The 18,868-nt window shown below is 37.8% G+C and carries 22 protein-coding genes and 1 pseudogene; 12 read left to right on the top strand and 11 right to left on the bottom strand.

From position 1 onward, the window contains the following. Positions 1 to 62: 62 nt before the first annotated feature. Entirely contained in the window at positions 63 to 287 is a 225-nt protein-coding gene (locus tag J7J00_RS02865) for a hypothetical protein (RefSeq protein WP_214787321.1), read from the bottom strand. Positions 288 to 547: 260 nt separating this feature from the next. Here J7J00_RS02865 and J7J00_RS02860 point away from each other — a divergent pair, with 260 nt between their 5' ends. Then, positions 548 to 1,003 (top strand): YfmQ family protein, encoded by a 456-nt coding sequence (locus tag J7J00_RS02860; RefSeq protein ID WP_148357266.1) that lies wholly within the window; start codon positions 548 to 550, stop codon positions 1,001 to 1,003. A gap of 505 nt (positions 1,004 to 1,508) precedes the next feature. Here the strand turns inward: J7J00_RS02860 and J7J00_RS02855 are convergent. The 3 genes from J7J00_RS02855 to J7J00_RS29025 form a co-directional block, all read right to left on the bottom strand. Beyond that, positions 1,509 to 1,658 carry a hypothetical protein gene (locus J7J00_RS02855; protein ID WP_214787318.1) on the bottom strand — a complete coding sequence of 50 codons (150 nt, stop codon included), beginning with the start codon at positions 1,656 to 1,658 and terminating at the stop codon, positions 1,509 to 1,511. 284 nt (positions 1,659 to 1,942) lie between these two features. After that, positions 1,943 to 2,668: a leucine-rich repeat domain-containing protein gene (locus tag J7J00_RS02850; protein ID WP_214787316.1), complete on the bottom strand. Its 726-nt coding sequence runs from the start codon at positions 2,666 to 2,668 to the stop codon at positions 1,943 to 1,945. 488 nt (positions 2,669 to 3,156) lie between these two features. Then, the gene (locus J7J00_RS29025) at positions 3,157 to 3,372 is read right to left on the bottom strand and encodes a YolC/YozM family protein (protein WP_483861516.1); all 216 of its coding nucleotides are present in this window, start codon (positions 3,370 to 3,372) and stop codon (positions 3,157 to 3,159) included. Positions 3,373 to 3,623: 251 nt separating this feature from the next. Between J7J00_RS29025 and J7J00_RS02845 the strand changes: the two genes are divergently transcribed. Together J7J00_RS02845 and J7J00_RS02840 are read left to right on the top strand one after the other, a co-directional pair. Further along, positions 3,624 to 4,133 carry a DoxX family protein gene (locus tag J7J00_RS02845; protein ID WP_214787314.1) on the top strand — a complete coding sequence of 170 codons (510 nt, stop codon included), beginning with the start codon at positions 3,624 to 3,626 and terminating at the stop codon, positions 4,131 to 4,133. Between the two features lie 314 nt (positions 4,134 to 4,447). Continuing rightward, positions 4,448 to 4,636, top strand: a pseudogene (locus J7J00_RS02840) (LysR substrate-binding domain-containing protein); the annotation flags it as partial. A gap of 123 nt (positions 4,637 to 4,759) precedes the next feature. Here the strand turns inward: J7J00_RS02840 and J7J00_RS02835 are convergent. Further along, positions 4,760 to 5,122, bottom strand: a complete 363-nt coding sequence (locus J7J00_RS02835; RefSeq protein ID WP_214787312.1) for a group I truncated hemoglobin — start codon at positions 5,120 to 5,122, stop codon at positions 4,760 to 4,762. A 456-nt stretch (positions 5,123 to 5,578) separates the two neighbouring features. Here J7J00_RS02835 and J7J00_RS02830 point away from each other — a divergent pair, with 456 nt between their 5' ends. The 4 genes from J7J00_RS02830 (at position 5,579) to chrA (ending at position 8,832) form a co-directional block, all read left to right on the top strand. Further along, entirely contained in the window at positions 5,579 to 5,791 is a 213-nt protein-coding gene (locus J7J00_RS02830) for a hypothetical protein (RefSeq protein WP_061461893.1), read from the top strand. A 715-nt stretch (positions 5,792 to 6,506) separates the two neighbouring features. Then, positions 6,507 to 7,379: a DMT family transporter gene (locus J7J00_RS02825; protein ID WP_214787310.1), complete on the top strand. Its 873-nt coding sequence runs from the start codon at positions 6,507 to 6,509 to the stop codon at positions 7,377 to 7,379. Between the two features lie 314 nt (positions 7,380 to 7,693). Beyond that, a complete protein-coding gene (gene chrB / locus J7J00_RS02820; protein ID WP_214787308.1) occupies positions 7,694 to 8,281 on the top strand; it encodes a chromate efflux transporter ChrB in 588 nt (195 codons plus the stop codon). Continuing rightward, positions 8,281 to 8,832, top strand: a complete 552-nt coding sequence (gene chrA / locus J7J00_RS02815) for a chromate efflux transporter ChrA (protein ID WP_214787306.1) — start codon at positions 8,281 to 8,283, stop codon at positions 8,830 to 8,832. Before chrB ends, chrA begins: the two co-directional genes overlap by 1 nt. 37 nt (positions 8,833 to 8,869) lie before the next feature. Here chrA and chrS read toward each other — a convergent pair whose 3' ends face one another. Further along, positions 8,870 to 9,346 (bottom strand): chromate efflux transcriptional regulator ChrS, encoded by a 477-nt coding sequence (gene chrS / locus J7J00_RS02810; protein ID WP_034315019.1) that lies wholly within the window; start codon positions 9,344 to 9,346, stop codon positions 8,870 to 8,872. A gap of 471 nt (positions 9,347 to 9,817) precedes the next feature. Next, positions 9,818 to 10,165 (bottom strand): hypothetical protein, encoded by a 348-nt coding sequence (locus J7J00_RS02805; RefSeq protein WP_214787304.1) that lies wholly within the window; start codon positions 10,163 to 10,165, stop codon positions 9,818 to 9,820. Positions 10,166 to 10,428: 263 nt separating this feature from the next. Between J7J00_RS02805 and J7J00_RS02800 the strand changes: the two genes are divergently transcribed. From J7J00_RS02800 to J7J00_RS02790, 3 genes are read left to right on the top strand one after another with little or no spacing between them, the layout of a single operon-like run. Beyond that, positions 10,429 to 11,733: a HAMP domain-containing sensor histidine kinase gene (locus J7J00_RS02800; RefSeq protein WP_309487127.1), complete on the top strand. Its 1,305-nt coding sequence runs from the start codon at positions 10,429 to 10,431 to the stop codon at positions 11,731 to 11,733. After that, positions 11,711 to 12,388, top strand: a complete 678-nt coding sequence (locus J7J00_RS02795; RefSeq protein ID WP_214787300.1) for a response regulator transcription factor — start codon at positions 11,711 to 11,713, stop codon at positions 12,386 to 12,388. Before J7J00_RS02800 ends, J7J00_RS02795 begins: the two co-directional genes overlap by 23 nt. 1 nt (position 12,389) lies before the next feature. Then, complete coding sequence (locus tag J7J00_RS02790) at positions 12,390 to 12,941, top strand: TVP38/TMEM64 family protein (protein ID WP_214787298.1); 552 nt, start codon at positions 12,390 to 12,392, stop codon at positions 12,939 to 12,941. A gap of 187 nt (positions 12,942 to 13,128) precedes the next feature. Here the strand turns inward: J7J00_RS02790 and J7J00_RS02785 are convergent, their stop codons facing one another. After that, positions 13,129 to 14,175, bottom strand: coding sequence for an HD domain-containing phosphohydrolase (locus J7J00_RS02785; protein WP_214787296.1), 1,047 nt, complete (start codon positions 14,173 to 14,175; stop codon positions 13,129 to 13,131). 427 nt (positions 14,176 to 14,602) lie between these two features. On the opposite strand from J7J00_RS02785, the gene J7J00_RS02780 reads away from it, so the two are divergent. Further along, the gene (locus tag J7J00_RS02780; protein WP_214787294.1) at positions 14,603 to 15,379 is read left to right on the top strand and encodes a SurA N-terminal domain-containing protein; all 777 of its coding nucleotides are present in this window, start codon (positions 14,603 to 14,605) and stop codon (positions 15,377 to 15,379) included. A 185-nt stretch (positions 15,380 to 15,564) separates the two neighbouring features. On the opposite strand, the gene arsC is transcribed toward J7J00_RS02780, so the two are convergent. The 3 genes from arsC to J7J00_RS02765 are packed head-to-tail and all read right to left on the bottom strand — an operon-like array spanning position 15,565 to position 17,682. Continuing rightward, positions 15,565 to 15,984 (bottom strand): arsenate reductase (thioredoxin), encoded by a 420-nt coding sequence (arsC, locus tag J7J00_RS02775; protein ID WP_214787292.1) that lies wholly within the window; start codon positions 15,982 to 15,984, stop codon positions 15,565 to 15,567. Positions 15,985 to 16,017: 33 nt separating this feature from the next. Then, the gene (locus J7J00_RS02770) at positions 16,018 to 17,316 is read right to left on the bottom strand and encodes an arsenic transporter (protein ID WP_214787289.1); all 1,299 of its coding nucleotides are present in this window, start codon (positions 17,314 to 17,316) and stop codon (positions 16,018 to 16,020) included. Between the two features lie 18 nt (positions 17,317 to 17,334). Continuing rightward, on the bottom strand, positions 17,335 to 17,682 hold the full coding sequence (locus J7J00_RS02765; protein WP_214787287.1) for an ArsR/SmtB family transcription factor: 348 nt from the start codon (positions 17,680 to 17,682) through the stop codon (positions 17,335 to 17,337). Positions 17,683 to 17,940: 258 nt separating this feature from the next. Between J7J00_RS02765 and J7J00_RS02760 the strand changes: the two genes are divergently transcribed. Then, positions 17,941 to 18,351, top strand: a complete 411-nt coding sequence (locus tag J7J00_RS02760; protein WP_214787286.1) for a DUF3888 domain-containing protein — start codon at positions 17,941 to 17,943, stop codon at positions 18,349 to 18,351. Positions 18,352 to 18,868: the final 517 nt, after the last annotated feature.

The raw sequence follows: 18,868 nt of genomic DNA, 5'->3' as shown, positions 1-18,868 counted from the left end.
CACGAAAAAGGTTGCCGCAGCCAACCTCCCTTATTGAAGTAAAGTACCTGTAAGCTGCATAACTAAACCTTTGATACTTCCCATGAACCAATAGAAAACAAAAGGACCATAAGAAGGCCCACTATAATATATATCGCCTTTCTTACCCTAAATGGTAGTGAAGTTATCAAAAGATAAACAAAATTACCGAAGATTCCTTCTCCACTTACTACTTCACTCTGCTCTTTATCTTGCTCTTTAGTCAGAGATAAAAGAACAAGGAAGAGAAACCCTATATCTATGTTCAATTCAATTTCCCTCTCTTATTTTAGGTGGATCTCGTTACTTTATATGCATTTTTCACCACCACTTTTACAAGCTGCCCCGTTAGTGCCATAAGAAAAAGAGCTGCGGAAGCACCCCCTGTCCGTTAGTTTATACCGCACGCCCCAAAAGGAAAACGTTACGAGAATGGACATATTTTCGAAGAAAAAATGTCCATTCTTTTGGTAATATAGAGGCAGTTGTTTATTATAGAGCATTTATAACATACGGAGATGATGAAAAAATGACAGGACCCGTTTTGATTTTGACCATTATTTTAACGATATTTAAACTAGTTGTTACCTGCCTTCCAACCGATGTCGTCAATTGGCTTTTGAATAAATTTAAGATGCATCCAACACTTAGTGACGGGAATACCGTGATCACGATGGACGGAAAACGATTGGAAGGGGAAGAGAAGAACCAAGTGATTCAGGATGTTAACCACGCGATGGTTTTGAAGAAAAATCATATATTTCCTGGAAACGATTCCTTGTTTTTACAGCCAAAGAGCGGTGTGAAGCCATTGGTCATCGATACGAAAAAAGGCAAAAAGGATATTCGGTTATTGGTGTTCGTGTACGGCGACCATGTGGATGTCGTAAAACAGGACAAGAAGAAGCTTGTGGCATATAGCATGCGTTCCGAAAGCCTCCAAGACCGTTCGATGATGAAGGGAATGGATGTAAAAGAAGCATAAAAGGAAGAAAAATGAAAAACCACACCATGATGTGTGGTTTTTTGCTTGATAATCAGTGACCATATTCTAGTACGACGCACACTTTAGCTGAACTAGGGAATTTTTTTACTTGATTGGAATGTATGATAATGTAAAGAATCGCACGCACAAAAGGCCGCCAATTGGCGGCCTTCTTATGGCGCTAACGTACCCCTTAGTCCTCCATGTAGTGTCATAGCATCGCTTGTTATACGAGATCTACGTCCCAACCAGCCTCAAACATGTTTCTACAAGTAGGGGGCGGACAGTTTAGTTCACGGGATCAAGCCCCACGCACCCGTAGGTTTTACCCTGGCTACTGATATAATAGATTCTATTAAAAAAAGGTCAACCAGTAATTTTTACTGGTCAACCTTATAATTCGAACGCACCCGTTAGTTCATAAAACTTATTGTTGAGTTGACAAGTGAAGGAGGGAGAAGATCATTAGAAAAGATAGAAAAACGCCCAGAAAAAGGCGTTCAATTTAATCATTATTATTTATTTTACCGTCGTTCCCCTTGTCAAGACCAGTAGCGTTATTAACTATTTGTGGAAACAAGTTTAACCCCTGATCCAAAGCATTCATTGAATCGGCTTTTTGGCCAAGATTTTTTGTTTTTTCTTGTTTTTTCATTTTGTCGCCTCCTAAAATTAGGATTCGTAGTAAATAAAAAATTATTCCAAAGTAATTTTCAAATGATTATGTTGCACAGTTCGAATAAACTATGCTTACTTGAACTAATCTGCCCCTTTAGGTCCATAAGAAAAGAGCTGCCTTAAAAACAGCTCCTATCTTCAGCTAACGCACCCGTTAGTTGATTAAGGAAACAACGTCAAAACTTTATTATCCTTTAACAACCACAATCCGACTCCTCATAATTTATTATCAATGAGTTGAATATGTTAATGAAAGCTAGTTTATAAATAAACTATACAACCTTTTTCTTCTACTTTTTCTAACCATTTCGGTATTTTCAAGTTAGGATTCCATCTTAAATCTAAACGTTCTAATCCCTCAATTTCCATTAAAGAATCCGGCAATTCAATCAATTGATTACCCCTTAAATCTAATTCTAATAAATTTACTAGCTTTCCGATTCCATAGGGTAACGTTGTCAATTGATTATTTCTCAAATTCAATCGTCTTAACTTTTCACATTGGTTGAGTGAATTCGGGACTTGTTTTAATTGATTTTCTTCCAAATCCAAAACCCGTAATAACGTCAAATTTTCAAATATTTCTGGGAGAGTGGTGAGTTGATTATTTTTAAAATGCAGCTCTCTAATATTGTTTAACATGCTAAAGCTCTTAGGTATCTTATTAAGTTTGTTATTCATTAAGCGTAACTCTATCAGGTTGGTTAATTCACCAATTTCTCTTGGTAATTCACTCAATTTATTATCGCTTAGATTTAAATATTTTAATTTTTTAAGGCTTTTAATTTCAGGGGGGACTGTTTGGAGTTTATTATTGTGAAGATATAAATAATCCTCCAAATTCACAAGGTATTCTATATCTGATGGAATTATTTCAATCTGATTATGTCCTAAGTCCATCATTCTAAGTTCTTTCAAATTTTTTATTTTAGCAGAGATTTTTTCAAGCTCATTAGCAGAAATATTTAACACTTTTAAATTGTTCATTATGTATATTTCTTCTGGAATTCCTATTATCGAAAAGGTTGATTTCCGTAATTTCATTCAGAGATAAGTTTATGTTCGGCAATGAATTTAATTTAGCATGGGGAAAGCTAATTTCCAATTAATCTCCTCCTATTAATTATTCATCAAGAAATTACCATACGAATAAATGTATTCTATTTTTCATTTTCTGTATAGCAAAAGTTATTCTTCTTTATCTTGTCCTTCTTGAGCTAACCTGACCCTTTAGTTCCATAAGCTTCAAAATGAATTTTAGTTAAGATTAAATAAAAAAACAGCTACAAAGAGGACTAATACTGTCCATATAAATGGTGATCCTTCTTAATGAAGAATCGCACCCTTTAGTGGAATATAAAAGTATTGAAAATCTTTAATTATCTTGGTCTTGGAGATGCAATAAATGTTCTTCCTGTAATTCTTGTATGTTTTTTTTGAAATTTTAATGTTGTAATGGTTCAAATCTGATTTGTCTAATTTTTTTCTAAATATTCTCGTAGTTCCAGTTCACTTTTGGTTTCATCCATACCAATCCAAATCGTAGAGTCCGTTTCACTAACTTCAGAACTGAACAAACCGAAGTCATCCCATGCAGCATCAAGGACTGAGGTAATACTATTAGCCTGTGCTTCATCGTTGTTGGTATAAATATTAGAATAACTACGACTATCACTAAAACAGAAAAGAATTTTTTCATTATATTCCCTCCTATAAAACCATATTCGTTCTTCAACTATCCTGCCCCTCTAGCTCCATAAAAAAGAAGCTGCCTTAAAGACAGCCCCGATCTTCTATGTATCTTTAGTGTGGTCTATATTACCTCAAATTGTATTAAAAGGAGATTATTTATATAATATTTCCATAATTGATAATGAAAATCGTTTTCAATTATGTTATTATATCTCCTAGTCATTATTTTTTAATTATAGGGAGGAAAAGTATGTTTATTGATTTTTTAAAGCGTAACAAAAATGTCTCCATTCTTTTGGCTGTGTTGCGTGTCTATCTCGGATATACGTGGGTTATGGCTGGCTGGGGGAAGTTAACAGGCGGACAATTTGATGCTGCTGGTTTCTTACAGGGTGCGTTGGCAAATTCAACTGGAGATCATCCGGCTGTTCAGGGATGGTGGGTTGCATTCCTTGAAAATGTAGCCCTTCCTAATGTAGAGATATTCAATACGTTAGTACCATGGGGAGAATTCCTCGTCGGGATAGGATTATTGCTGGGTTGTTTTACTAAAACGGCTGTCTTTTTTGGTCTAGTTATGAACTTCTCTTATCTGTTTAGTGGCACGACAAGTACCAATCCACAACTTATTCTAATATCTATGTTTATCCTTGTTTCTGCTATGAATGCAGGAAGGTATGGGGTAGATGGCATGATTATACCTACTCTTAAAGAAAAACTATTTACTAACAGAACAATAGAGGAAAAAAAGGTAGCTTAACAAAGAGTAGAGAATTAAAAAAAAGGTCGGATAAGTGATCCCGACCTCTTTTTTTGCGATAATTGTGATTATGTAAAGTATTTCGGCATCCCACATTAATTTTTTTAATGCAACGTCTGTTACTGCTCCAAATTCTCATTACCTTTTTTTGGAAGTATCACCTGATAATTAAAAGGTATTTGGGAGTAGAAAATCCTATCACCTTTGCTTCTTATCTATAAGAAACCCAATAGTTTCAACTAAAATCATTAGAAAAGATACCTATAAACGCAGTAACTATGCCCTCTGTTTTGTCTTTTGCATAAAAACAACTTGTCGCTGCTGGACTGGGAATTTCAATTCTGCTGAATTTAAAGGGGACAGACCAAAGTAAAATAACAAAAATACCTATCAAAAGTCCGCATTGCCAACGGACAATTGGAATTGCTTGGGTAGAGGGAAGATATTTATCACCTGCAACTCAAAAATTCAAACAATTTATTTTGGACCATTCCTATGAATAGTAGGAGTGGTCATTCTTTTGAGCTAAATTTCATTTAATAATCCCCCTATGGAATTCCCTTTATTTCCATAAGAAAAGGAGCTAGTCAGCTCCTGAAGCAAAGTACCTTTTAGCTAAATATCGGTTATTTATACAAAATATCATCTTTTAATGAAGCAACTTTAGTTAAAGCTGTATCTATGTCAGCTTCATTCACTCCAAAGTGAGCAAGTGCATCGTTTAGATGTTTTACAATGGCATCAAAATGGGCTGGTTGCAGATTCAATCCTTGGTGTGCTTTTGCCATGGATTGTCCAGAATATTGTTTTGGACCACCTAATGCAAAACTAATAAATTTTGTCTGATGACGGCGTTGTTTTTCCATATCCGTCTTTTCAAAAAAATGATTAACTGTATCATCCTTAAGAACCAACTCGGAGTAAAAATAGTCCACAACTTTTGCTATCGCTTCTTCTCCGCCAACTTTTTCATAAAGTGTTTGTTCCATATATACACTCCTATTTTGTAGTTAATAGAAGTATTTTCTGTAGCTTATTTCGTTTTTATTCCTTATCTTTCATCAAATCCCATTAATTGAAAAAATGAGTCACTCCAGCACCTTATGATCTTATGCAGCCATCCTTTCCCTTTAACTCCATAAGTGTGCTGCCAAAGCCCCCCCCCTTAATGAAGCAAAGAACGAACCCGTAGTTCATTAGCCCTTTGGGTATCAAATGCTGTTTGAAAACAAACTCGAAAAATAAGGAGAAGTCGTCATCCATTAGAAGTTATTAATTTCTCTGTGGACTTACTCAATAGTCGCTTCTCTCTCCTTTTCTACGCAAAGAAAAATAACTTGAACAGTAGATATTAATTTTAAGATAAAAAAGTTACCAGCTTGGCCAAAAAATAAGTATAAGAATGTAATAGATTGGATAAACTAATAAAAAAGGAGTGGGAGATTATGGAGACTAAAATTAAAGAAGGAACAAAAGAAATGTGGAGCGAAATTAATGAATGTATAACTCGGAAAATTAATGAAAAACATGATTTATCTTTTCAAAAGAAGAGCAATGATAATTATATGAATCTATATATTCAAACAGCAGTATTACACACCTTATTTGAACTATCAGATGAGTTCAGGAAAATCGAACGAAAATATAACCGATTGTGATACTTCTGGAAAGGTCATGCACTAAAAAATTCAACTTAATGGTGGATTAGGATTAAACTCTTTAAGGGGGCCTTTTAATCCTAATCCACGTTTTTTCTTTCCAGCTTCATTACTTCATCATTACCGCTGTCGACAATTTGACTAACATCATTACTGTACCATTTGTTTCCCTTCCCTATAAATCCCTCTTTTCATTCCAACTAGAATCCATTTTTCAATCTTACATTAAAATTAAAGCAAAGATTATTCGTCAATCAAGACAGTATACTAAAGCTTAAAACACCTGACAAACCCTCACCTTTTCCTATTAGCAACTGGTGGGGTTTCTAGTTTTGGTTTCTACATTTACGTCAACCGGGAGGTCCCTCTTTTGCAATAACGCCGGATAAATTGGCTTCAATGTGTAAAGTAGTTTTTTACAAGGAAGTTGTTTTTCTAATGGTACGCTGTGTCTAAAACTATTTTTTGTTGTTTTATAAATAACTAAAATCTTGTATATTTAATATAACTTACTGATTTTTGAATCGAATGAAGCTCGGTATAGCTTTATAATTAACTAAAATTATTGAAAGAATATTTTTGAAAGAGAGCTGAAAGCTGATGTTGTGGTCACCGCTATTCGAAAATGATGTACCTGCAGTTATTCTTCCTTAACGGTAGAAAATTGCATCTCCGTTAAGGGCTGGGAATGTTTAGTTAAAACGGAGGGTACAAAATGAAAAACACCATATTAGGTTCTTTATATTTATCACTCGCTGCTAGCATTTGGGGCGGGATGTATGTTGTGGTAAAAGTTGTGGTAGAGGTTGTTCCACCACTTGAATTAGTATTATTACGATATATAATTGCGATTTTAGCATTGTTGACAATTGGTTTTATAACAAAACAATCTTGGCGGATCGAAAAACGAGACTGGCTTTTGGTTTTCATTATAGGACTTGTTGGAAACACAATATCTATCGTAACCCAGGAAGTCGGTACGCTACTATCCACTGCACAAATGGGAGCCATCATCACTTCGACGACACCTGCATTCATGGTGATATTTGCACGTATCGTTTTAAAAGAAAAGATCACTTTTAAAAAATCAATTTCTGTTATTTTAGCGACGATCGGTGTCGGTATCATTGTCGGAAATGCCCATATTGGCTCATCTCACCAACTTGGGGGCGTATCACTGCTTATTGCTGCATTAACTTGGGCACTTATGTCTGTTCTAATTAAACGAATACCTGGGCAATATTCACAAATTGTTATAACGACCTATGCAGTGCTTGTGGCAATTGTCTTTTTAACACCTGTTACGATTAGTCGATTAGATGAGCTTGATTTTCAAGCAATCATGCATCCATCCATATGGGGCGGCCTTTTATACTTGGGCGTTATTTCCACAGCATGTGCCTTTTTACTGTGGAATCGCGGACTGCAAATGCTAACCGCATCAAGTGGGGGATTATTTTTCTTTTTACAACCTATAGTGGGTACTTTTTTAGGTTGGTTAATACTAGGTGAACAAATCGGCTTGTCTTTTTGGATAGGCACAATATTAATTTTTATTGGTGTGTTATTAGTCATTCGGGAAGAATAACCCCTATTAAAAAGTTTATTAGAGTTATATTTTAAAAAGTACCCTATAGAGCAGTCACTTTAAAAAGGTCTGCCTATAGGGTACTTTTTGTGTTTTTACTTGTTTGTTTTTCTTACGTAATCCAATTTTTATTTCTTAAGACAAAAAGATGTTTTTTTTTATTTTCTTCAACCTATTGCATTAAAAAATACCTTTTATACATTCATTACGCAATTATTATCATAATTTAATGTACAATTTGAAAGCATTTTTGTTATCATTAATTCATAATCATGGAAAAGAATTCTAAATTTTATACTAAGGAGGAATCGTTCTTGAAAAATCCATATACGGAATTGACGATCGGGATGATGAGAACGGGGATTTTAGGTTTCGGCGGCGGGCCATCTGTCATCCCGCTCATCCGCCACGAAGCAGTTTCCCGTTATCACTGGCTCGACGATGATGAATTCGGGGACACTTTGGCGATTGCCAATACACTCCCAGGACCTATTGCCACTAAGATGGCAGCATATCTTGGTTATAAATTAAAAGGCTGGCCTGGAGCCATCGTCAGCGTGGCCGCTCACGTTTTACCTTCATGCATTGCGATGGTTTTCTTGATTGCATTCATTAATGTTTTAAGTAATTCGGCAATGATTAGTAATATGATAGCTGCTGTATTGCCGGTTGTTGCTGTCATGCTTGGTCAAATGGCTTATGAGTTTGGCGAAAAGGCGGTAAAAGGGTTAGGAAAGGTGCTCGGAATCACCTTTTTTGCGATTTCCTTTTTGCTTCTGCAGGTCATTTCGCTGCATCCGGGTATCGTCATTATGATTTTCCTTTTATATGGGGCGTTCCATTTTAAATTAAAGGAAAGATTGAAAAATAAAAAGGTTAATAGGAAGGAGGAATCCGCTTAATGGGTCTTATTATCCCAATAGGAGTTGCTGTTTTTCTAGCGTTTTTCATTGCCAATATTCTTGGTTATGGCGGAGGTCCAGCCTCGATTCCGCTTATGTATGATCAAATCGTCACCCGTTATGGCTGGCTTGATAATGCCGAGTTCTCACAAATGCTTGCGTTAGGAAATTCACTCCCAGGACCTATCGCCACGAAAATAGCCGCATATGTCGGGTATGATGTATATGGCTGGCCAGGATTTCTAGTCGCATTGGCAGGCACGATCATCCCTTCAGCCGTGGCTTTGATATTTTTATTAAAAATCCTGCGAAAATACAAACAATCGCCTATCGTAAAAGGCATGTCCCTGCTTGTACAGCCGGTGATTGCGATCATGATGTTATTGCTCACCTGGAATATGGCCGAGGATGCCATCGTTTCCATCGGCTACATCCATTCAATCGTCATCGCTGGATTGGCCTTTTTGGCCCTTGGTAAATTCAAGATCCACCCCGCCTTCGTAATCATACTTGCCTTTGCGTACGGCGGCTTTATCATCCCGCTCACATAATAATAAAAAATCCACCTATATAGGGGGATTTTTTCATTTAAAGCTTCATGCCCATCCGGCTTTTATAACGTTTAATGAGAATTTGGCAATCAACACTGACAACACCGACGACCGCATACAGCTTCTCATTGAGAAAACGTTCCATCTCCTGGTTATCAGTAAAGATTCCGTGCATATGGAGTTTACTCGGACCGGTCATATGATATAAACTCGTTACAGCCGGTTCACTTTCTAATTGCTGTGCGACCGATTCCAGATATTTAGGCTCAACCTCAACGTTAAAGAATGCCGAAACATGGATGCCGACCTTAGCTGGATTTATGACCGCTGTGAACCTCTCGATCACACCGTTTTCAACAAGATGATTGATTCTCATCTGAACCGCAACCCTGGAGAGCTCCACTTTCTTCGCTAAGTCGGTATACGAAATTCGCGCATCTTCATGTAAAACCGAAATGATTTTCTTATCGATCTCATCAACTTTCAAGCTGGGAATCTTAAAGTCCTCTGCCATCCTACGTAACTCCTTTTCGATTTCTTTATTCCATTATCGCAGAGAACACCAGCGGATCACAACAATCTTCCTTTTCACTTTTTAACCTCCATTAAAAACGGCAGAAATTAAGCGATAGCCAAAATATATAGCCCGCCCATTTTCAATACCCTCCAATTTGCCATGAACATCCATCATATATGTAGTTTTTCAAGCCTAATAAACATCATTTCGTCCAGCTGTATGGCTAAAAGCGAAGCCGTCAAACAGATGAATTCCCATAGGAATCAGAGCGGGACAAATTGACGGCATCGGCGCCTCCCCCTTAAGAGACATAAGGGAAACCATCATCATCCTCCGTAATTAATGGGAGCAAATGAGTACCTGCCAGACTGCAGTCCCCCCTCCTCATTCGAAAAATTGAAAGGCGGGGGTTTTACAGACTGTTTAATGCAGGATGAAAGTTAATGAATAGATCCAATGGACACTTCCTCAATCCTTTGTTTGAAAAGTCTTTGCGATGTTTTTGTATTCCTCATCATTGAGAATTCCCATTTTTTTGAATAATGCGGAATAAGCGATTATTTTTTTCTGCGTACGGTTTGTACAATTCATATGGTTCAGCTCCTTTTTTACATAGTATTCACTTACGACAAAATGTTTCCTTAACACAAAATATTTTGAATGAACTAAATCAAAAAGTACCCAATTTCCTGGCAGTTTCATATTGTTATAGGTGATTAAAATAAGACCAGTATATATAAATTCAAGTAATGAATAAGCATCTATTTTTTTAATAACAGCGGGAAGCACTCCGAACCATCTTAAAGTGGTTGGCATTTTTTATACAATGAACGCGTAACTGCTCCCTCCAGCATTAAACTGATGATCTCGCCAATTTATTGGCTTGTTCCGTTTGAAAACCGTATTATTGTTTAAGAAGATGCGAAAAAACTGCATACTTTCTTCATATTTTTTCGCTAAACTGACTTTATTCTATAAGAAGGTGAATGCTCCTGAAAATCTCATTTAAGCTCGGACAATCTATATTTGTTTGCATTTTTTTGATAGAAACCCTTTCCATGGTTTACTTGCATAATAAAGTGATACATTCCCGTGTCAATCAGGAATTGGATTCACTGAAGGCCCGTGGCAATAGTCATCGTGATGTGTTGGAAATTACGTATTCCGGCTCAACCCTTCAGCATATCGGCCTGATGGAATCACATAACGATACAGATGTCGTGATTACGGATACAAGAGGAGATATTCTGATATCTTCCGAAAAGGTAAATGGGGGAATGAAAAAAATCTTAGCTAAAAACCTGCCGCAGGTACCCCGAAAAGGCCTGATCATCCAATCGCGTTGGAAGGATGAAAGATATATAGCCACCGTTACGCCATTTATCAGCGATGAAGAAAACAAAGGCTATGTTTATATGTTCAAAGATACAAGAGAAGTGAAGGATTTAATCGCACAATTGAATAGGCATTTCCTTCTTGCGACCGCTTTGCTCCTTTTCTTCATGCTTGTCATCATTTATTTTCTATCAAAGGCTTTAACCAGACCACTGATAGCGATGAAGGAAGCGACAACCAAGCTCAGCAAAGGGAATTTTTCAGTGGCTGTGCCAGTACGATCTCATGATGAACTCGGGGAGCTTGCCCAATCCATTCAAAGCTTGGCTGATGAATTGAACTATTTAAAGAAGGAACGGAATGAATTTTTGGCAAGCATCTCTCATGAACTGCGCACTCCGCTAACTTATATAAAGGGATATGCTGACGTTGCCCGACGGAGAGATTTGGATGATTCCGAACGATCACGATATTTAGAGATCATCCATGATGAATCTGAACGATTAAACAGATTATTGGACGAACTATTCAATATGGCTAGAATGGATCTAAATACATTCACCATATCAAAAGAAACCGTCCAGCTCTCTTCATTCCTGCGAAACATTCACGAAAAAGTTTTACCGGCTTTTACAAATGAAAGAATTCAATTGAATCTGGAATGTAAGGATGATTTATTTATACATATAGATCCCTCACGGTTTGAGCAAGTCATTCTTAACCTGCTGGATAATGCGCTGAAGTACTCGAACGAATATACAGTCACCACCATAAAAGCCACTGAATGCCTTGGCAGGATTTCCATCTCCATAATCGATCAAGGGGTTGGCATTCCCCCTGAAGATATCCCCCATATCTTTGATCGTTTATATCGTGTCGAGAAATCACGCGCCAGAGATACCGGTGGATTCGGATTGGGGCTCTCCATCGTCAAGCAATTAGTGGAGATACAAGGAGGAACCATTTCGGTTAAAAGCGACTTGAAGCAAGGAACGTGCTTCACTATCACATTTAAGGAGATAACAAATGAAGACAGTAGTTCTGGTTGATGATGAACAGAGAATGCTTGATCTATTAGAGTTATACGTTAAACCTCACGGATATACATGCGTGAAGATTAAATCTGGATATGAAGCCATACAGTTCTTAAGGCACAAACATGCGGACATAGTACTTCTTGATGTAATGATGCCTGAGATGGATGGGTGGGAAACGTGCGAAAGGATCCGTGCGTTTTCCAATATTGCCATAATCATGCTCACAGCCCGGGATGCTTCACAAGAAATGGTGAAAGGGTTGAAAAAGGGCGCAGACGATTATATTACGAAACCCTTTAATGAAGATGTTTTACTTGCCAGAATCGAAGCGGTCACGCGGCGAGTGCATAATCAGGATGATCATGTGATCTTTAGGGGGCTAAAATTAAATGAATCCGCTTATGAAGCACATTATGATACCAAAACAATCCCATTAACACCAAAAGAATTCTCACTGTTGTGCTTGTTTTTGAAATCCCCAGATCAAGTGTATTCCAGAGACCACCTCCTTTCGACCATATGGGGATTTAAAACGGATACGGAAGATCGGACAATCGATTCCCATATTCGAAATATTAGAGAGAAATTGCGTCATGCCGGTTTTCCTGCAGATCAACATTTGAAAACGGTCTGGGGCATCGGTTATAAATGGAGTTCCGTGGATTGATATGAATTTCATTTCTGAGGCATTACTATCCAGCGGCCCTTTTTCCATTGCTGTAAGTTTAGCATTCAATATATTGATTAACGTGCTTGGTTTTATTCCAAGCGTATTCATCACGGCTGCCAATATCACCGTATTTGGATTTGAAAAGGGATTGATCCTTTCTTACATGGGGGAAATTGCCGGAGCAGTGGTCAGCTTTTGGTTATATCGAAAGGGCTTTCAAACATTCAAACCCAAGTTCATGAAGAACCGGTGGGTCATGAAGCTGCAAAAGTCACAAGGATTTCATGCATTTTGGATGATCCTGATGCTTAGGCTCCTTCCTTTTATTCCATCCGGGGTAATCAACCTTACAGCTGCATTAAGCAAGACGGGAATGATGATTTTCTTTCTCGCGACATCCATTGGAAAACTGCCTGCCCTCCTTGTCGAAGCGTATTCGGTAACACAAGTATTGAAGGCATCGGACGATGTAAGGATTGTTTTGGTACTGTTGATCCTGGTAATCGCAGTCGTTTATTATTTTAATAGAAATAGGAAAAAAGGAGTGTAGTAAAAAGGCTTCTCTACTTTTAGGGTAAATTAGTAGAGATTTTTCTTTTTAACCCTACAATTGATAAGGAGCCGTTCCCCCCTGGTTTCCAATGGCTAACGACCAGATCCAGAAGGCTGATGCGACCTTTTCTTTCCACGAAGGCATTACCCCATTATATCGGGATAAGATTCGACGAGTTCGTTGTTTAATATATCCCTGGGCTGCGAACGGTTTCGAAACCTTTTTTCTGCCCCGCCCTTTCATTAAAATAACAAAAGAAAGACACCACGATGGATGGGTCGAAATGCTTTCCTTTTTGTTCGTTTATGAATGATAATGCCCGCTGCACTGGCCAGGAATCTTTATACGGCCTTCTGCTGGTCAATGCATCGAACACATCCACAATGGCAACTATTCTAGCTTCCAATGGAATGTCCTCACCTTTCAAACGATGTGGATATCCAGTTCCATCCCATTTTTCATGATGATGGAGGATGATGTTTTTAGCCACTTCCAGGCTGCTGATTACATCATGGTTTATTTCCCTTGAAATCTTATTCAAAATATCGGATCCCATTAACGGATGCATCTCGATGATTTTTCGTTCATATGGAGATAACGGGCCAGGTTTGTATAATATCACCTCAGGAATCTCCGCTTTCCCGATATCATGTAGAATACTTGAATGAACGATATGATTCATATAGCTTTTAGATAGTTCCAGCTGGCATCTTCGATTATGAACCATGACTAGCTGCTCGGTTAGGTTTTGAACTCTCAATAAATGCTCTTCAATGCCTGGATCACGGATTTCGCATGAAATGGCGATGACCTTTAACAATTCCCTTTGAGTCTCTGCCCTTTTCTTTTCCGAAAGGTAAATCCCTTCTTTCAATTGTTCCAGTTCACGGAAAATCCCTACAAAATACCACTGCCCCCCTAGTTGAATAGGAGTAATCGTAATCGAGGAATGCCAAATGTCACCCGATTTCTTTCGGTTGGTGAAGACCCCTGACCAAGGATTTCCCTTCCTTAACTCGTTTTTCAGGGATGTGTATGTATACAAAGGTGTTATCCCTGACTTTAGGAATCCAGCTTTGAACCCAATAATACTGTTCCTTGAATACCCTGTCGTCCTTTCATAATAAGCATTAATATCAAGTATGCGATGATCTTGATCCGTAATGATGACGGCATCCCCCAACTTTAAATACCCTGCCAATTCAAATGGCAGCCTTGATTTCCCTTTCAAAATCTATACCTCCAATAGCTGGATTTCCAACCCTGTCTCTTTATTTTCTCACTGTCACGGCCCACTCCGTTCATGATAAAAATTTTCAACATATAGGCTAAATGAACTACATTCGGATGATAAGGTATATAATACCATACAAGTTTTATATACAATAGTTACTAAGCGATGTTTTGTGTGTAAGCGATAGACTACAGTTTCTGTCTGCACCACGTATCAGCCTTCGCATTTCCTTTTAGGCTTATTTCATGACGAAGGGTAAATTGGTTCATTTCCGCGAATGTTACACTTATATAATGAGCTAATGCCTATACTATCTTCCTGTTTTCTGGAAAAAAAGAATGAATATATTGTGTTTTAATAGGAAATTCCTTTATAATGCGCATTAGATGATTTTTTAGCATTGAATACGAGAGGAGACTGAAATATGAAGAAACTATTGTACCCAATCATCATTGGATTATTGGCAGTTGTTCTAACGGCTTGTGGTTCGAACGATGAAGCTGATAAGAAAAATGACGAGAAAGAGACTAAAACAACTGAGAAAGAAACGGCTAAAGCAACTGAGGAACAGCAAAAACAGATGGAAGAAATGCAGAAGAAACTAGACAAGCAAAAGGTGGATGAAAAGAAAACGGTGGCCATCGTCAATGACGAAAAAATTTCAGGTGCGGAATATAATACCGTGTTGTCTACCACACAAATGCAGATGCAGCAATTAGGACAAGATCCAACAACCAAGGAGGGAGCTAAACAAATTAAAGAGCAAACGCTCAACTCTTTAGTGGGGCAAAAATTGCTGCTTCAAGCAGCTGATAAAAAGGGCTACACAGCTTCCAAGGCCGAAATTGAAAAGCAACTTGCCGAAATCAAAAAGCCATATGAGAGTGAAGAGAAATTCAAGGAAGCGATGAAGCAAGCAGGTCTGAATACGGAAACGCTAAATGCTCAGATCGCAGAGAACATCCCATATACGAAGTACGTTGAAAAAGAGATTAAAGTGGAAGAAGCTACTGATGAAGAAATCCAAAAGTATTACGACCAGGTTGCAGAGCAAGCTAAAACAAGCGGGCAAAAGGTACAGAAACTCGAAGAAATGAAGCCGCAAATCAAGGAACAATTAGAGCAACAAAAGAAACAAGAAAAGCTTGTGAAGCATGTGGAAGAACTTAAGAAAAATGCTAAGGTCGATATTAAGATTTAATGATGAAAAGAGCTGCCAAAATTGGCAGCTCTTTCTTTATGGTCTTCGGTCGCTACTAAACGCATTAACCGTTTTACATCCTAAAACATGTTTAAGGTCGCTCTGGTATTGCGGGATCATAACCAGACGTGCGATTTCTTAACAACAACTGCTGCCGCACTCCACTCACGGCTTTTGGATTTTATTTATTCGCCCGTTTTAGAGAAACGTGCAATTCTTTCGCCAATTTCATCACGAACACGTTGGAAGATAGCCCATTTTTCTTCATCTGTTCCCTCCGCTTTTGCCGGGTCAACAAAGCCCCAGTGTTCACGTTTAACATGCGGTGGCGTCATTGGACATTTGTCTGCTGCATCGCCGCATAACGTAACGACAAAATCGGCATTATTCAAAATGTCAGGGTCGATGATATCCGATGTTTGTTCGGAGATGTCCAATCCAACTTCATTCATTGCTTTTACTGCTCTTGGATTTAACCCATGAGCCTCGATACCCGCACTAAGCACTTGCCATTCGTTACCTAAATATTTCTTCCCCCATGCCTCTGCCATTTGGCTTCTGCAAGAGTTACCAGTACATAAGAAATAGAGTGTTTTTTTTGCCATGCTGTTTCTCTCCTTAGTTAGTAAAGTAAGTGTTTAATGCATGATTTGCAACCATATATATAGGCCGACCAATGTGATGAACAATGTTGGGATGGTTAAGATGATACCCGTTTTAAAGTAGGTTCCCCATGAAATTTTTACGCCTTTTAATGAAAGGACATGCAGCCACAATAACGTAGCCAAAGAACCGATCGGAGTGATTTTCGGGCCCAAGTCCGAACCGATAACATTTGCATAAATAAGGGCCTCCCTGATTGCGCCTGTTGTATGGGTATCAGATATGGCAAGGGCATCAATCATAACGGTTGGCATGTTATTCATAAGTGATGACAGTATGGCGGCGATGAAGCCCATTCCCAGCGTTGCGGCAAATAATCCTTGATCTGCTGTCACTTGTATAAGGTCAGATAAAATGTTCGTCAATCCAACGTTTCTCAATCCATACACGACGACATACATTCCAATTGAGAAGAACACAATAGCCCATGGTGCGCCTTTTAAAACTGTCTTGGTATTTACAGCTGGACTTCGCCTTGCCATAAACAAGAAGAAAATTGCGATAACACCTGCAATGATGGATACAGGAATGTTGAAAAATTCACTGATAAAATAACCTACCAACAGAACAACTAAAACAATCCCAGACAGGCGAAACATTTTCACATCACGAATGGCTTCTACTGGCTTCTTCAATTGAGCCATATCATAATTCTTCGGAATGCTCTTTCTGAAGTACAAATATAATACCAGGATGCTTGCTGCTAATGAAAACAGGTTTGGTACTATCATTCTAGAGGCGAACTCAATAAACCCGATATCAAAAAAGTCCGCAGAAACAATGTTGACTAGATTACTTACGACAAGCGGTAAGGATGTAGTGTCCGCAATAAACCCACTCGCGATGATAAATGGGAAGATCATTCTCTCTTCCAACTTCAAGTTTCGAACCATCGCCAATACAATCGGAGTTAAGATGAGCGCGGCTCCGTCATTTGCAAAGAACGCAGCGACTAGGGCTCCGAGAATACTCACATACACAAACATTCTTACTCCATTTCCTTTGGCGGCTCTCGCCATATGTAGAGCTGCCCATTCAAAGAAACCAATTTCATCTAAAATTAAAGAAATAATGATAATAGCAATAAATGCCAACGTCGCGTTCCATACAATACCCGTAACGGTAATTACATCATTGAAGTCAACAACTCCAACTAGTAAGGCAAGTACCGCTCCCCCGCATGCTGACCATCCGATTGACAATCCCTTTGGCTGCCAGATGACGAGAATGAGTGTTAATAAAAAGATGATAACTGCCAAAATAACCGATCCCACTGAAGTTGTACCTCCTAGTTAGTCACAACAAATCCGTTTTCCTTGTGCTGTTAATTCTTCTAATTTAAAGTTTTGACTTGGTAAGTCCTTGATGACCGTCTGAATAAATGAGTAATAGGAAGAAGACGGGTTTAACGAGTAAAATATCCATTGTCCCCTTCTCGCTTCATTCACAATTCCGCTATCTTTCAACTTTCGTAAATGTTGGCTGATAGCAGGTTGGGTCATCTCGAATAGGTCCACAAATTCACAGACACAGCATTCATGCTCAGCCATGATCTTAACCATGGTCAACCGAGTTTTATCACCTAGTAATTTAAGAATGTTTGCCGTGGTTTCTAATTCCAACGCTTCATTCGCTTGCATGTTATCCCTCCTATCTTATCTAATAGATAATCATATGCTTATGTGGTTATTCAATATCATTGTATAAGCATATTCTTATTTAATCAAGGGTTAAATATTCAACAAAATAATTTTTTATTTTAGTCTGCTTAAAAGATGTTTTATAAAGGGTGTTGTTGATTTTCTTGATGAACTAACGGGGCAGGTTAGTTTACTGAGGCATAACTATTGAGTTTATCTAAAGAATAAGGAGTAAACAGAAATATGAGGTGAATATTGATGATTAAACAATATTTAATCGTATTAGGAATTTTATTATCTGCTTTTGCTCCTCTACAAAATGTTAAAGCAGAAACCGTTTCAAAAGTGGAAGGATGGTATGGAACTACAGAAGATATTTTTGGAGACATTGTGTTTCCAACTCTTGATAAGAAAATTGAAAAGGAGTATGGACGTAGTTTGAATTGGCAATGGCAAAAAATTGTTGGCATAAGCTACAATGAAAATCATTCTTACGATGTCGATATAAAAATTCAAGTCTCTTCCAAACGTAATGAACCATTGGATTATGTAGACGACCAAGTTAAATTAAGAATATCTCCATCCTGTGACAGTGAAAAGCTTAATCAACTGAAATGTAATCATAGTTTTAAGATAGAAATATTAGATTACAAACATTTGTCTCAATAAGAATTATTACCTTTTACTCAACTAACGGTGCTTTAGTTCTATAAGATGGCCGCCAATTGGCGGCCTTCTATTATGATTCTTCCCATTTAGTATAAGTGTTCGTTAAGAGCTTGGACGAACAGCTCTTTTTTATGCAACTATCGGGGCAGGTTAGTTGCAGTAGAAAAGTGACAATCTAACAGGTATATAAATTTCCTTAAAAGGAGTAAGAAAACATTACGTTTATGAAAATAGTGGCTATTGGTATTCTATTGGTTGTAACTGGTTGTAGCATTTTAGGGTGGTTAATTAAAGAGTCTTATAAAAATTATAAAAATGAAATTACAAAAACTAAAATTTTCTATTTCTTATGGGTAGTAATAGGTGTCCTACTAGACACCAGTGGATTAATCATTATTTTTGGTTTTATCTTTTTAGGAATACTATTAATAATTTATTACCCAATCTTCAATTAACAGGTGCGTTAGCTTATGATGGAGCTGTTTTAAGACAGCTCTTTTTGTATGAAAATACATTA

It is taken from the genome of Bacillus sp. ISL-4, from assembly GCF_018613275.1.
GTDB classification, from domain to species: Bacteria; Bacillota; Bacilli; order Bacillales; family DSM-1321; genus Peribacillus; species Peribacillus simplex_E.
This window is presented reverse-complemented; position numbering and strand designations above follow the sequence as displayed.